This is a genomic window from Candidatus Zixiibacteriota bacterium (assembly GCA_018820315.1).
Taxonomy (GTDB): domain Bacteria; phylum Zixibacteria; class MSB-5A5; order JAABVY01; family JAHJOQ01; genus JAHJOQ01.
On record JAHJOQ010000074.1, the window covers coordinates 1 to 12,709 of the forward strand.

Consider the following 12,709-nt stretch of genomic DNA (forward strand, 5'->3'; position numbering starts at 1 on the left):
ATAGGATTAGCGAGCCACATTAACACGATTGATCTCGCGCGGATCACCGATCTCGATTTCCTTCTGTTGCCGGAAATGTTCAACTGCGTCTACACACCCGATAAGTTCGAAGTTGTTGATGACACCGACGGCACTATCGAGAAGCTGAAAGCAATCTCTGCTGCAAATCCGAGGCTTCATCTCATCGCAGGTACGCTGCCGATCACCGACGAGGATGACGGGGAACTGTACAATCGATCGCTCACATTCAGGAATGGCGAAGTCATCCATAGCGTCTCCAAGATACATCTATTCCGACCGATTAAGGACGACAGGCTCTTCAAAAAGGGCTCCTATGTGGGCAATTTCTCGACGATGATCCGAGAGAACGAAGTGCTCGCCGGTATTGCGATTTGCTATGACCTCAGATTCCCCGAATTAATCCGCAGGATGACACTCGAACGCCTCCAGGTGTTGTTCGTCCCGGCGCACTGGGCGAAAGCACGCGAATTTGCATGGAAAACTCTTCTCTGCGCACGAGCTATCGAAAATCAGGTTTTCGTCGTCGGCCTGAATAATGCGAGCAAGTCATTCTGCTTTGCTCCGGAAGGGGAATGCCGCTATGAAAGTGAAGACATTGTAGACTTCGCCACATTCGAAATCGATCTTAATGAGATTGATGAATCGAAGAAGCTGTTCAACACGCGATTCGATACAGAGCTGCTGTAGATAGTACCAGGACGAGCATCACTGGGTGGCAAACAAAACATCCCGCACAAACACACCGATCATCACAGCCGCCAACACGAGTTTCACAATCACTCCAGCGACGAATCCAATGAATGTCCCGAAGCCTGCTTTTAGCGCAGCTACGGATGCCTTGCCGGCAATCAGTTCAAAGGCGACCGCCCCGACGAACGGACCGATTATCATTCCGGGCAAAGCACCGACGAAGAGTCCTACAATCATACCGACGAATGCACCAACGATGCCCCATTTGCTGGCGCCCATTTTCTTTGCGCCATAGAGTCCGGCTACCCAGTCGAGAACGAGGGAGAGCAGAGTCAGCAGTCCGAAAATAAACAAATAGTTGAAGCCGATCTGCTCGAAGCCGGTCAGGAGTCCATACAAGAATGCGGCTGCCCATATAATCGGAATCCCCGGTATTACAGGCAGGACACTGCCGATCAATCCGAACAACATCAAGATAAGCGTCAGAATGAAGTATGTGATCTCCGAAGCGCTCATGTCATGAAGCCTTGATGAGTTTCACGAGCTGCGGAGCATCGTTCCAATCACGAAGAATGTGATCAGCTTTGGTCCCATCCAGGTACTCATCATTCAAGCCGACGTACAGGCAAGTCTTCGCTCCGAGTGCCGAGGCACCCTTGATATCAGTCCACTCTGTATCGCCGATATGCAGCGATTCTGCCGGATCGCATTTAACCCGATCAAGCACAGATGTGAATGCGACGGAGTCGGGCTTGGCGGTTCCCGTCTCATCTGAGAAGGAGTGATCACTGAAGTACTCTGCGATCTGATACTTATCGAAAATCTTCCTGATGACAGTCCCCGGCGAGAAGCCTGTGTCGGACACGATCACGAGTGTGAATTCCTGAGCGAGTGCGTTCAGTCCGTCTTTGACATTCGGAGCGAGGGGAGGAGGGATTTCGAGGAGAGCATTCTGAACGTTGCAGACAAGATCGTCGAATCCGTTTCCATTCGGACTCAAGCCTACAAGATTCAGTTGATGCTCGAGTCGCTCTTTCGGCGTCATTAATCTCGCCTCCTCTCGATAGGTATTCCCGAAATGGAGGCTCGTATCGAGGTAGGCGGAGTCGAGAGCCGACTTGTCAGCAAAGCCTAGCTTTTCGGCATATTCACTTATAAGTTGTCGCCTTCTTGCAGAAACTGAGATCTCCGTATTGAAATCGAATACCGTCCCCCAGAGATCGACAGAAATGACACGAGTTTTCATAGAGTTGAAAATAGGAATACAGAGAGACTTCGCAAGCGAAAACGGAGGCTTGGTGGGAACGACAAGACAATCGAGGACTATGGACAGCCGGGCGGAGGACCGCCCCCGAATATGTAGGCTATCAAATACACGGCATCGTCGATATCGACTTCGCCACTGCAATCGGCATCGCCAACGGAATAGGGCAGAGGTTCCGGTCCCCCGGCAAAAATGTACTGTATCAAATAGACAACATCGTCGATATCGATGGCGCCTGATGCGTCGGCGTCACCATCCGGGCCACTCACTGTGATGGACCCTGTTTGGCAATACGGAGTGTAGCTACCGAATAGTGATCTGTATTTCAGGCTGAAGGTCAGCGCGGACATCGAATCAACAGATGAACTCGCCCCATATGTTTGTGACCCGACAGTGAAATACAACCTGATGATCTCACCGCTTCCGGGCGGTAGAGGCAGTGACCCGCCGCCACCGTCGGCCTCCAGCATCAACGTCATAAGTCTCGCGCCCGGATTCACCAAGAGCACAGACACGTCCTCAAAATACTCGCATCTGGTGCCCGCAAGCGAAAACGAATCATACGCGAGTCCGGCATCACCGGTATATACAAATGGAAGTATTATTCTGTCGATTTCGATGTCGTTCCGACTCGTGACTGACACCCCGACGGACTGACCGTACAATCCCCGCTCGTTGGAGAAGTTGAGCGAATCGAGCAACGCTACGATGCACTCCGGGCGATTCATTGAATAATCTCCGCTCGGAGTCTCAACTGTCAGAAAGATATCAAAGACTCCGGGGGCATCGTAGACGTGCGTTGGGTTCTCAGTGAAAGCCGAGTCGCCGTCACCGAAATCCCAAATCCACTCGATTGGTGTGTCAGGGGCCTCGCCTGTGAATGCTACAGTGAAAGGCACCTTGCCCAAACGACCATCGGCGTTGAAGATCGCCAGCACAGACTCCATCGCCGCCCTGAGATCAGGCAGTGGGCCGATATTCTGGCTGGTGGGTTCACCCTGCGGAGTTCCGGTGCTCTGCAAAATGTCGACTATCTCATCGCGTGTAAGCACTGTCCCGTAGGCATGCTCGTAAGCTCCCCGGAGCGCAGCAACAGCCCCGACAACGATCGGGGAAGCGCCGGATGTACCGCCGAAATCCGCCGTATAATAATGCGCCGTGTCACCTTCGGAATAGAGATCACCGTAGCCGAGTGTGTATATCTCCGATCCCCATCCCTGCAGATCAAGTCGCTCTCCGTAGGATGTGAACCACTCCGGAGAATGACTGGTAGGAGTTCCCGCACCAACGAGTATGGCGCCGGAATGCCTGTAGTCGGGGTCGAAGAGATTTCCGTACCAATAACTATCATCCAGATCCTGGTGACCGTTCGCACCCGCTTCCACTACAATCCGTCCGTTAGCACTCGCCGCGCTGATGGCATCGAATGCCGCCTGGTAAAACTCAATCGGGACGTAATTGCCACCATTTGGACCAGCCTCCTGCAGCTCAATGAGGATGATATCACCTGCATCGATATTGTCTGAAGCGAGATCGATTGCGTCGGCGTTGCTCATCGTCCCGATCGAGACAGTGTTCAGACTTACGCCAAATGCGATGCCCGTGACGCCGACACCATTTGAATCTGCTGCTATCTCCCCCAGAACCGCAGTGCCGTGATTGAACCAAATTGGATCGAGGATTAACGCGCCTCCGAGATGAATATCACCGTGAGCCTTGGAGAGATCCTCATGCGAAAATACCCAGTTGCCCTCAATATCGCAGACTCGGATACTCTCGCCTTTGGACCCCGGAATCCCCCACGAAAAATAGGCATCTATGCCCTGAGGCGCCGGATTCAGATAACCCTGATCGGGCTGCCAATTGGGTGTCGGCAATGGCTCAAATGCGGGCATAGGAATAGGCTGAGGATATACGGTCTCTATTTCGGGGAGGGCATTCAGCCGCTGGAGAAGATCGACAGCATCAGTCGAGGCGTCGAGAGTCAACTTAAAGTAAAGGTTTAAGTCCGCAAGCTCGCGATTGCCCATTGCCTGACCAGAGATTCGATCGGCATCCAGCTCAGATTCGGATCGAGAGAAATATCGATCTATACTGATTCCCGGATCATCGAGAATATTACCGGCAGCTAGAGTATCAGCACCTGCAAGGCTCACGAGTCGATCACCCCGCAGCCTGACATCAGTCCCTTCACGAAATTTGAGGACAATTATGTCGGAGCGAAATCCATCCGGAATCTTGTTGAATGCAATCTTAGGCGCAGGACGGCGTGGTAGGAAATCCTCGCCGAAGAACCTTCCTGCCGATGCGTCAGAGACACAGAGGCACAGCAGGATGCATGTCAGAATAATCTGGCAGCGAGATCGCATATCAATCCTCCATGACGTTATAATCTGTATCGAACGCACGGTATCCGACAATTAGTGAGTATATTTTGTATGCTAAATATAATTTACGCTATAGTCCCCAATCCGCAAGGACAAAGTGTGCCAATTCACTCGCATCAGACAACTTGCGATATCAGTCAAACCAGGGTATAATCTAGTTGGTAGCAGATGATCCCTATGATGCTCCGTGGGCGGCAAATGTCACCATCTGGCCCGAAATGACGAGATGGCGCATCAATTGGGGCAAAATACCATTCATGTGACCGGGGGAGATTGATGAAATACACTGAAGTGCTGAAACGCCTCAAGAGCATGGCAAATCCAGATGCTCTCGAGGGCATGGCGCGCTATGGGATTACTGCGACAAAGAGCTATGGAGTCTCGGCCCCAAAACTCCGCACACTGGCCAAAGAAATCGGTAAGAATCACGAACTTGCTCTGAAGCTGTTCGGTGCGGGCATCCTGGACGCTCGCTTGCTTGCTGCATTAATCGACGATCCGAAACTGGTTACACGCAGCCAGATGGAGTCCTGGGTGAAGCAACTGGAGAATTGGGGAGACTGCGATTGCTGCTGTAGCGTGCTGTTCGACAAGACGCCATACGCCTATGACAAGGCATTCCAGTGGAGCAAACGCAAGGCTGAGGTTGTCAAGCGTGCCGGATTCTCGCTGATGGCCGTTCTCGCAGTCCATGACAAGAAAGCACCAGATGAGAAGCTGGCGCAATTCCTGCCGGTTATCAAACGAGAATCAATCGATGAGCGGAGCCTTGTTAAGAAAGCTGTCAACTGGGCGCTGAGGCAGATTGGGAAGAGAAACCAGAATCTGAATCGGCTGGCGATCAAAGTTGGCGAGCAAATCAGGCTGATCGATTCTCGATCCGCGCGATGGATAGCCTCTGACGCTCTCCGTGAATTGAAAAGCGAGCAGGTGCAGGCACGGCTGAAGCAAAAACTAGCTCTGCGGCGACAGCAGTGATCCTTGACTTTTGCGGGGAGGTCCGCTAAGGTCGGTGTAATCATCGTCCTGTGAACTCCGCTCAAACATTCCCACTTGACACATGCCGTTGAATTAGGTATTAGAATTGAGGAATTAGCAGAAAATCTTACGGAGGAATATTATGAAGAGAGCAGTTATCGTTTTGACGATTCTGGTATTATTCGGCACATACTCTACGGCGGACGCACAGTTCGGCAAGATCATTACTCTCGGCGGTGGAATAAGCTCAGTGCAGAAACCTGATTCATTCAGCGATTATTACAAGCGCGGATATAATGGCAGTGCCGCTCTTGGTTTCGGGATTGTCCCGGGTGTCAGCATTCATGCCATGATCGAATACAACAGCTTTCCACTCGACACCGACAAAATCAAAGAAATAGCTGCTCTGCTTGAGATGAACCCGGAAGTCAGCGGCGATGACCTCACCGTGATATCGGGCTTCGTTCTGGCGAGGGTGCGACTATTGTTGCTCGCTCCCGGATCGTCACCATATGCAATCGGAGGTGTCGGACTTGTGCGCGCTGGTGTGTCGAACATAGAGCTGGCAGCCGAGGACCCTCAGGATAATATCACGATACGATTGGAGAGCGAAACGGCGACGGCGATAACGGTCGGCGCCGGATTCGATTTCGGTTTTGCTCCGAAGACGTCTATCTTCATCGAGGGCCGCTATGTGCGCGCATTCTTCAAGGATGACAACTTCGCATATATCCCGATCAAAGCCGGGTTGAATATTAGTTTGTAGAGTGCACGGCAAGTTTCCCCGAAACCTGCCGTGTCGTCATACCGTTGAAAGGGTTTGTTGAAAAACCCTAAGTGATGTCATTGCGAGCGAAGCGTGGCAATCTCCGCATTTCACAATAGCCTTGATTTACATAGAGATCGCCACGTCGCTTCGCTCCTCGCGATGACGACGTTCCGCGGTCCGTGACTTTTTCAACAGGCCTGAAAAACGGTATCCAGCAAGTAGGCAGAACCAATGCCAACGATTAATGACATAATCAAGCTGCTCAACCTGCAGCCACTTCCGACCGAGGGTGGACTGTTTGTTGAGACGTACAGATCGAATGAGGCGGTGCAGAAAGCTGCTCTCGCCGGCAGGTACACATCCGACCGCGCTTTCGCATCCGCGATATATTATCTGCTCGCACCCGACACATTCTCGCACATGCACAGCTTGAAGTCAGATGAGATCTTTCATTTCTATCTCGGCGATCCGGTGACAATGCTGCAACTCCATCCAGACGGTAATTCGGAGATCATCACGCTCGGTCAGAATATCGAGAAAGGGGAGAGGTTGCAGGTAATCGTGCCGCACGGCACCTGGCAGGGGGCACGTCTGATCGACGGGGGAGGGTTTGCGTTGATGGGAACTACCGTCGCGCCAGCGTATGACCCCGATGATTTCGAGCTTGGTCAACGCGATGATCTGATCCGACAATTTCCCGATAATGCAAACCTGATTCGTCAGCTTACAGCTTAATTTTCATGGTCGACTAATTGCGCGGGCGGGAATCCTTTCCTGCCCGTATTATCAAGCTGTCAGGAATCCCTTCCTGACAGCGCAGGGTCGGAGATCGCCACGTCGCTCCGCTCCTCGCGATGACAGATTTTGCGATGCGCATGGCTTTATCAACGGAATGACACAATGATTACTCTATCACAACCGCCGTCCCATAGGCGAGCAATTCTGCGGCGCCCTTCATGACAGAAGAAGTACCGAAACGCAAAGCGACAATCGCATTTCCGCCGATCTTCTCAGCTTCGGCAGTCATACGATCAAGAGCCTGCTCTCTCGATTCAGCAAGCATCTTCGTGTATTCAGTAATCTCCCCGCCAACGATCGTTCGCAGACCCGCCATGATATCGCGACCGATATGTCTTGCACGGATCGTATTCCCGCGCACAAGGCCAAGGGTCTTGATAATCGTCTTCCCCGGCACTTCATCAGATGTCACCATGATCATCGCTCGACCTCTTTCTCGTAACGTTCATGGCCCCTTGCAAAGAATCTCTCTCGCAAGATCGAAACAAGGAGTATAATCACGCCGAGCCCTGCGGCAGTCACACCAATCTTCACTATTAGCGGCACATCAGAGCTCATGAAGAAATCTCCGAGTGCCACAAAGCCCACGGTGGCAAGTAGTATTATCGCGCCGACTGACAGAAACACCCAGCCGATTCCGCGCTCGGTGGTCCTGTAGACGCTTGCCCAATAACCCTGCCAATAGCTGTCGGGTAAATCTTTCAACTGCATACTGTCTGTCACCTCCTTGATCTTCCGATAGGCTCGCAATTCCTGCTCCCACTTGCCGTCGGCTCGGATGGCCTCCTGCAGAGCCGCCTCTTCTTCGGCGGTCGCAAGGCCATCGACGACCTTCATGAGCAGGTTCTGAATGGTCTCATTGTTCATATTCATCACCCAACGTTTCGCGGAGATTCTTACGAGCGTAGTACAACCTGGACATCACACTGCCAACAGGGATGTCTAACAGCCCCGCAATCTCCTCATAAGACATATCCTCGAAGTGCCGCAGAACGATCACCTCGCGATGCTCGTAGGATAACTTTTCGATAGCCGCCCACACGGCGGTCTTCGATTCATCCGCCTCGATGATAACATCCGGCGAAGTACTGTTATCCAACTGAGGATCGTACTCATCTGTTACCTGTCGAGAATAATCAGATCGTACGGACCGCTTTTTGATCTGATTTCTTGATAGATTGCTCAGAATAGTATAGAACCACGAGAAGAAAGGTTTCCCGGAATCGAATCTCTTTCGCGCATTGTAGACCCTGATGAAAGCCTCCTGACTCAAATCGTAAGCGTCATCTGAATCACCTACGAGACCGAGCGCAATGAAATACGCCTTTTTCTTGTATCGCTCTACAAGCACTTTGAAAGCCTTTGGGTTACCTGTCTTCACAGCGATCATCAACTCCGAATCGTCCGCCGCGAACGTCTTTTCTTCACTTAATACAGCAAACCAGAACATCTATTCAAATTCCCACATCAGTTTTCTCAGAAAAAACGAAGTAGGGCTTCTGAACGCAACAAGAAATATGAGTGCGCAGTGAATAGACTAATGCGCAGGCGGTACTGTCAGAAAGGAGAGAAATACAATGACGCTACTCTATGCTGTGATTGTGATGATAGGATTGCTGTGTCTGCTGCTTTCTATCCAGAAGATATCAGATCGAACGAAGAGCCGGAAGAGTCGTGATGATCGATGATTCGCGATCAAAAGAACTGCCCGGCCGACACATAGAATGTGTATGACCCGTTGTTCGAGTTGTACGCGATATCCGCCCTTCCTACCGCATTATGAAAATGTCTCAACGCCACTCTGAAACCGAGCCCGCCCGTCAGATACGACTCGCTAATGACGTCAGCCACACTCAGATTGTTATCCCATGCATTCCCGAAATCGATGAACGCCGCCAATTGACTGTGAAGCCACTTCAATTCAAACGCACGGAATCTGAGTTCAGCATTGCAGTAGTATATCTTGCTTCCACGTCTGGTGCGGTCCTCAGCGCCGCGAACGTTTGAGAATCCGCTTATAGCGTACGTCGGGAGGACATCCCCGGTCTTCGATGCTCCGAACACCAATCTGCTACAGAGATTCCAGCGATCGCTGAGTTCGTAATAATTCGTCCCCTGCAAACTGAGCATCCAATACTTGAATCTGTAATCATCCAGGTCGAACGCGATGATATCACCCCTAACAGAGAGGTCGCGCCCTTCGAAGAAATAGTTGTCGTAATAGACCCGCCCGATTACAACACTCGCCGACGGTTGAATCCGCTTCTGTTCTCTGACTTGCGGGAGTGTCAATGGTGGAACCTCAAATGGCTCCATCCTGTAACGCTCATTCCTGAAAGTTGCGCCGACTCCAGCCACAAAAGTCTCAGTAATTCTCTTGCTGACGGCGAGACCTAACGACGTACGTTTGACGTCATAATCGTATCTCATTTCTTCGTTCTTCAGATCCGCCGGTTCGTGAGACCGGGTTTTTGAGAAGGAAATTCCAAAAGCATTCTTTGTCCCGAACGCTCTTGGCCAATTCAACCAGGTCTCATATGAGTCGCGATCCTCAAAGTGGGAATAGATAAACCCCGGCTCGAGGAAAAGCCCCAGGAAATCCTTGTCCTTAAACCCAATTTCAATGTCAATATTGTCGATCTCTCCGCCCACATTGAGCAGTGGAATCAGCGTCCAGACCTCGTCCAGATGATAGTGGACTTGCACGCCTTGTGGCGATGAACTCGTATCGGTAGTGACATCAGAGAAAATGGATAGTGAGGAGAGGCGCTTCTGATCACGGTTCCATTGATCCAGAGAGAATACAACGCCCTGCTTCATTTCAATTTCATTCTGGAGAATCCACTCTCTAATGCGATAGTCACCGGAAAACCTGACTTCACTGACACGTCGATCCTCGGCGCCGAGCAGAAGGAGAGGGAACATAAGCAGTAAACAAATCCGGATAAGTCTCATAGCGAATCCTATTTAGAGTGCCGGCAATTACAGCAAATATAGCCCAAAATGGAGAATCTTCAAATACTTTCCAAAAAATGGGCGCAATTGACTCATTCTGTTCAAAAAGGAACCGATATGACTAATGAAACATTGAGGTTAGGATTACATGTCTCTCAAGACCAAGATTGACAAAGTCCTGATAGTGGACAGCAACCAAGACATGGCGAATTGCCTTGCCGATATGGTTGACGAGTTCTCTGTCAGATGTGAGATCGTGACAGATGGGGAAGAGGCTATCAAGCGGCTCGCAAGAGAGAAGTATATTCTTGTGATTGCCGACACGCACCTGCCCAAGATGTCAGGATTTAGCTTGTTCAAGCACATCAAGGCGCATCATCCCGAGGTTCCGGTCGCACTAATATCCTCACGAAATTCTGAGCTGACTCATGGGATCATAGTGAAGCATAAACCGGACTTCTTCCTACCCAAGCCGTGTACTACGTCCGATATCGGGGAACTCCTGGCGCAGGTTAGGTAATCGCCGGCAACCTTCGCAGAACCAGAGTCAAGGCACTTATCCTCTGAATGGTGAGCTGGTCACGCTAGAATTCTACGCATTTCTCCGGGCGAAAATCCACCAGCCACCACATTGCGCTCGACATCAAGCAATTATGATTTCTGCATTTACTTCAGCCTCACGGCATTCTGCCGATATTTAGAATGATGGAGAATAGCAAGCGCACAACGCTTTACGGGGATTGAACAGCTTATGGATATTGCTACTTTAGGCGGCCTCATTCTTGGCGTGTCAGCCGTGGTCATCGCATTCGTCATGGAGGGCGGTCAGCTCGGCATGGTGATCAAGGCACCAGCCATAATCATAGTTGTCTTCGGAACTATCGGTGCCGGAATGATTACCACGTCGTTTCAAACCGTTGTGAGAATTCCTACATACTTGAGAATAGCCTTGTCGGCCACGAAATATGATCCGATCGCCACAATCAATGAGATAATACGAATGGCTGAAAGAGCCCGACGCGAGGGAATCCTTGGACTTGAAGAGTATCTTAGAGCGATTACAGACCCGTTTTTCAAGAACGCGATACAACTGGTAATCGACGGCACCGAAGTGACCGTACTCCGAGACATACTCGAGACCGAGATGATATACACATCCGAGCGCCACAAATCAGGCATCACACTTTTCAGCAAGCTGGGCGGATTCGCACCGACTCTTGGCATCATCGGAACAGTGATGGGGCTGATACATGCTCTTTCGAGCACAGATGACGCCAGTAAGATGGCTTCTGCAATAGCCGTTGCATTCATTGCAACATTGTGGGGTATAGGAACAGCCAACCTTTTCTATCTGCCGATAAGCGACAAACTGAGATATCGTCATGAGGATGAAATGTTCAAATACCAGCTAATTACTGAAGGCGTAGTCGCCATCCAGTCGGGCGACAACCCGCGTGTGATCCGCACAAAATTGATGTCCTTTATGAATTCTAATCTGCGCGAGGATTAGCAGCGTGGTTCCGAAGAAGAGAATCGAAGATCAGGAAAATCACGAGCGTTGGCTCTTGACTTACGCCGATCTTATAACGCTTTTGCTCGCATTCTTCATCGTAATGTACTCGATGTCGAAGATCGACGCCAAGAGATTCGGCAAAGTCAGCGAGCAACTCAGCAACGTGCTGAGGGGAGGGAATACCGTACTCCCCCAAATGCAGGATTTCGATGGTGCCGGTTCCGGTATGTTGAGACTGGGCGAACTCAGAACGATTCAATCGCAAATTGAGCAGAAATTCTCGCGTCTATTGCAGCTTAGTAGGGGAAACACTACAGGTGGGCTTCAGCTCGATCAGATTCCCGCAGATGCAATCTCGACTGAAGTGGGTGAGCGGGGGCTGACCATTCATATTAAGGATCGCGCGCTTTTCGAATCGGGCAAAGCTGAACTCAGGTCGACTGCTATGGATGTTCTGAGCGCCATCGCAAATGAGATCGGCAACATAGGAAATCATATCTGCGTAGAGGGGCATACTGATAATGTTCCCATAAATACTGCTACATTCCCTTCGAACTGGGAGCTTTCGACAGCCAGAGCAACAAATGTGGTCAGGTTTCTGGTCGAAGATAATGGTCTCTCGCCGGAACGCATCTCTGCTCGAGGATTCGGCGAATTCCGACCGGTCGCATCGAATGCATCGGACAAAGGACGAAACCTCAACCGGCGGGTCGATATCGTAATATTATCGGAAGATCTATCTCTGGTGGAGCCTCAATCGAATGATCGTGTAGCTGAGACAATACCACCGATTCGCCCGGAAATGCCAGAACTCGAAGACACTATCAAGCGAGTATCGGTAGAGCCGGATCAGTTGGAGAGGTAGCGCTGCCGAAAAGCCGCTCTATCAGATTCAGAACTTCCCTTTGAGCTTCTCAATCTCCTGGATTATTGCAGGCAGATCGCTTTTCTTGAACTTATCCAACCCTTCTTTTAGAATATCCCTCATTCTAGTACCATCGTCGCTTTGGTAATCTGATGCCTTCACCAGCTGCTTCGTGTGGAGCGTAAACCACTTTGTTCCCAATTTTCGACCACATTGATTGAAAACACTCGCGGCATCGTTCGCTCTATCATACAACATTTTCCTGACATTTTCAGGCCCCGGCCCGATCATCACATACAGAGCGACACCACGACTTGTGTTCTTCAATTCGAACAATAGCATCCTGCCGGTTTTTGTCCAACCGCGTCCTAGTGTCCCGTCAACATGATATTATTGGGCATGTCATTGACTTCCGAAATTGTTTGCGCTATATTTGTGCAAACAAGGAGGTGGTCGATGAAAAAGTACA

15 protein-coding genes are annotated in these 12,709 nt (G+C 50.6%); 7 read left to right on the forward strand and 8 right to left on the reverse strand.

The genetic code is table 11. From position 1 onward, the window contains the following. On the forward strand, positions 1-708 hold a 708-nt coding region (locus tag KKH67_07255; protein ID MBU1318980.1), incomplete at its 5' end, for a hypothetical protein. 18 nt (positions 709-726) lie between these two features. On the opposite strand, the gene KKH67_07260 is transcribed toward KKH67_07255, so the two are convergent. From KKH67_07260 to KKH67_07270, 3 genes are all read right to left on the reverse strand, one after another. Beyond that, positions 727-1,227, reverse strand: a complete 501-nt coding sequence (locus KKH67_07260) for a DUF456 domain-containing protein (GenBank protein ID MBU1318981.1) — start codon at positions 1,225-1,227, stop codon at positions 727-729. A gap of 1 nt (position 1,228) precedes the next feature. Continuing rightward, the gene (locus KKH67_07265) at positions 1,229-1,957 is read right to left on the reverse strand and encodes an HAD family hydrolase (protein ID MBU1318982.1); all 729 of its coding nucleotides are present in this window, start codon (positions 1,955-1,957) and stop codon (positions 1,229-1,231) included. Between the two features lie 77 nt (positions 1,958-2,034). Continuing rightward, positions 2,035-4,344: a S8 family serine peptidase gene (locus KKH67_07270; GenBank protein MBU1318983.1), complete on the reverse strand. Its 2,310-nt coding sequence runs from the start codon at positions 4,342-4,344 to the stop codon at positions 2,035-2,037. 294 nt (positions 4,345-4,638) lie between these two features. Between KKH67_07270 and KKH67_07275 the strand changes: the two genes are divergently transcribed. The 3 genes from KKH67_07275 to KKH67_07285 all read left to right on the forward strand — a co-directional run bounded on the left by KKH67_07275 (position 4,639) and on the right by KKH67_07285 (position 6,844). Beyond that, on the forward strand, positions 4,639-5,340 hold the full coding sequence (locus tag KKH67_07275; GenBank protein ID MBU1318984.1) for a DNA alkylation repair protein: 702 nt from the start codon (positions 4,639-4,641) through the stop codon (positions 5,338-5,340). Between the two features lie 142 nt (positions 5,341-5,482). After that, a complete protein-coding gene (locus tag KKH67_07280) occupies positions 5,483-6,106 on the forward strand; it encodes an outer membrane beta-barrel protein (protein MBU1318985.1) in 624 nt (207 codons plus the stop codon). Between the two features lie 234 nt (positions 6,107-6,340). Beyond that, entirely contained in the window at positions 6,341-6,844 is a 504-nt protein-coding gene (locus tag KKH67_07285; GenBank protein ID MBU1318986.1) for a cupin domain-containing protein, read from the forward strand. 169 nt (positions 6,845-7,013) lie between these two features. Here KKH67_07285 and KKH67_07290 read toward each other — a convergent pair whose 3' ends face one another. The 4 genes from KKH67_07290 to KKH67_07305 form a co-directional block, all read right to left on the reverse strand. Beyond that, complete coding sequence (locus KKH67_07290; protein MBU1318987.1) at positions 7,014-7,328, reverse strand: YbjQ family protein; 315 nt, start codon at positions 7,326-7,328, stop codon at positions 7,014-7,016. After that, positions 7,325-7,774, reverse strand: coding sequence for a hypothetical protein (locus tag KKH67_07295; protein MBU1318988.1), 450 nt, complete (start codon positions 7,772-7,774; stop codon positions 7,325-7,327). The genes KKH67_07290 and KKH67_07295 overlap by 4 nt, the downstream gene beginning before the upstream one ends. After that, entirely contained in the window at positions 7,764-8,357 is a 594-nt protein-coding gene (locus KKH67_07300) for an RNA polymerase sigma factor (protein ID MBU1318989.1), read from the reverse strand. Before KKH67_07300 ends, KKH67_07295 begins: the two co-directional genes overlap by 11 nt. A 245-nt stretch (positions 8,358-8,602) precedes the next feature. Beyond that, positions 8,603-9,862 (reverse strand): BamA/TamA family outer membrane protein, encoded by a 1,260-nt coding sequence (locus tag KKH67_07305; GenBank protein ID MBU1318990.1) that lies wholly within the window; start codon positions 9,860-9,862, stop codon positions 8,603-8,605. Between the two features lie 148 nt (positions 9,863-10,010). Between KKH67_07305 and KKH67_07310 the strand changes: the two genes are divergently transcribed. The 3 genes from KKH67_07310 to KKH67_07320 all read left to right on the forward strand — a co-directional run bounded on the left by KKH67_07310 (position 10,011) and on the right by KKH67_07320 (position 12,240). Beyond that, positions 10,011-10,382: a response regulator gene (locus KKH67_07310; GenBank protein ID MBU1318991.1), complete on the forward strand. Its 372-nt coding sequence runs from the start codon at positions 10,011-10,013 to the stop codon at positions 10,380-10,382. Between the two features lie 231 nt (positions 10,383-10,613). Further along, a complete protein-coding gene (locus tag KKH67_07315; protein ID MBU1318992.1) occupies positions 10,614-11,372 on the forward strand; it encodes a motility protein A in 759 nt (252 codons plus the stop codon). A 4-nt stretch (positions 11,373-11,376) separates the two neighbouring features. Continuing rightward, positions 11,377-12,240, forward strand: a complete 864-nt coding sequence (locus KKH67_07320) for an OmpA family protein (GenBank protein MBU1318993.1) — start codon at positions 11,377-11,379, stop codon at positions 12,238-12,240. 27 nt (positions 12,241-12,267) lie between these two features. Here the strand turns inward: KKH67_07320 and KKH67_07325 are convergent, their stop codons facing one another. Continuing rightward, a complete protein-coding gene (locus tag KKH67_07325; protein ID MBU1318994.1) occupies positions 12,268-12,567 on the reverse strand; it encodes a hypothetical protein in 300 nt (99 codons plus the stop codon). Positions 12,568-12,709 lie beyond the last annotated feature (142 nt).

What these genes read in the sequence shown, in the direction of transcription:
- KKH67_07260 (MBU1318981.1), bottom strand. Translation starts at nt 1,227, where the DNA reads ATGAGCGCTTCGGAGATCACATACTTCATTCTGACGCTTATCTTGATG.
- KKH67_07265 (MBU1318982.1), bottom strand. Translation starts at nt 1,957, where the DNA reads ATGAAAACTCGTGTCATTTCTGTCGATCTCTGGGGGACGGTATTCGAT.
- KKH67_07270 (MBU1318983.1), bottom strand. Translation starts at nt 4,344, where the DNA reads ATGCGATCTCGCTGCCAGATTATTCTGACATGCATCCTGCTGTGCCTC.
- KKH67_07275 (MBU1318984.1), top strand. Translation starts at nt 4,639, where the DNA reads ATGAAATACACTGAAGTGCTGAAACGCCTCAAGAGCATGGCAAATCCA.
- KKH67_07280 (MBU1318985.1), top strand. Translation starts at nt 5,483, where the DNA reads ATGAAGAGAGCAGTTATCGTTTTGACGATTCTGGTATTATTCGGCACA.
- KKH67_07285 (MBU1318986.1), top strand. Translation starts at nt 6,341, where the DNA reads ATGCCAACGATTAATGACATAATCAAGCTGCTCAACCTGCAGCCACTT.
- KKH67_07290 (MBU1318987.1), bottom strand. Translation starts at nt 7,328, where the DNA reads ATGATCATGGTGACATCTGATGAAGTGCCGGGGAAGACGATTATCAAG.
- KKH67_07295 (MBU1318988.1), bottom strand. Translation starts at nt 7,774, where the DNA reads ATGAACAATGAGACCATTCAGAACCTGCTCATGAAGGTCGTCGATGGC.
- KKH67_07300 (MBU1318989.1), bottom strand. Translation starts at nt 8,357, where the DNA reads ATGTTCTGGTTTGCTGTATTAAGTGAAGAAAAGACGTTCGCGGCGGAC.
- KKH67_07305 (MBU1318990.1), bottom strand. Translation starts at nt 9,862, where the DNA reads ATGAGACTTATCCGGATTTGTTTACTGCTTATGTTCCCTCTCCTTCTG.
- KKH67_07310 (MBU1318991.1), top strand. Translation starts at nt 10,011, where the DNA reads ATGTCTCTCAAGACCAAGATTGACAAAGTCCTGATAGTGGACAGCAAC.
- KKH67_07315 (MBU1318992.1), top strand. Translation starts at nt 10,614, where the DNA reads ATGGATATTGCTACTTTAGGCGGCCTCATTCTTGGCGTGTCAGCCGTG.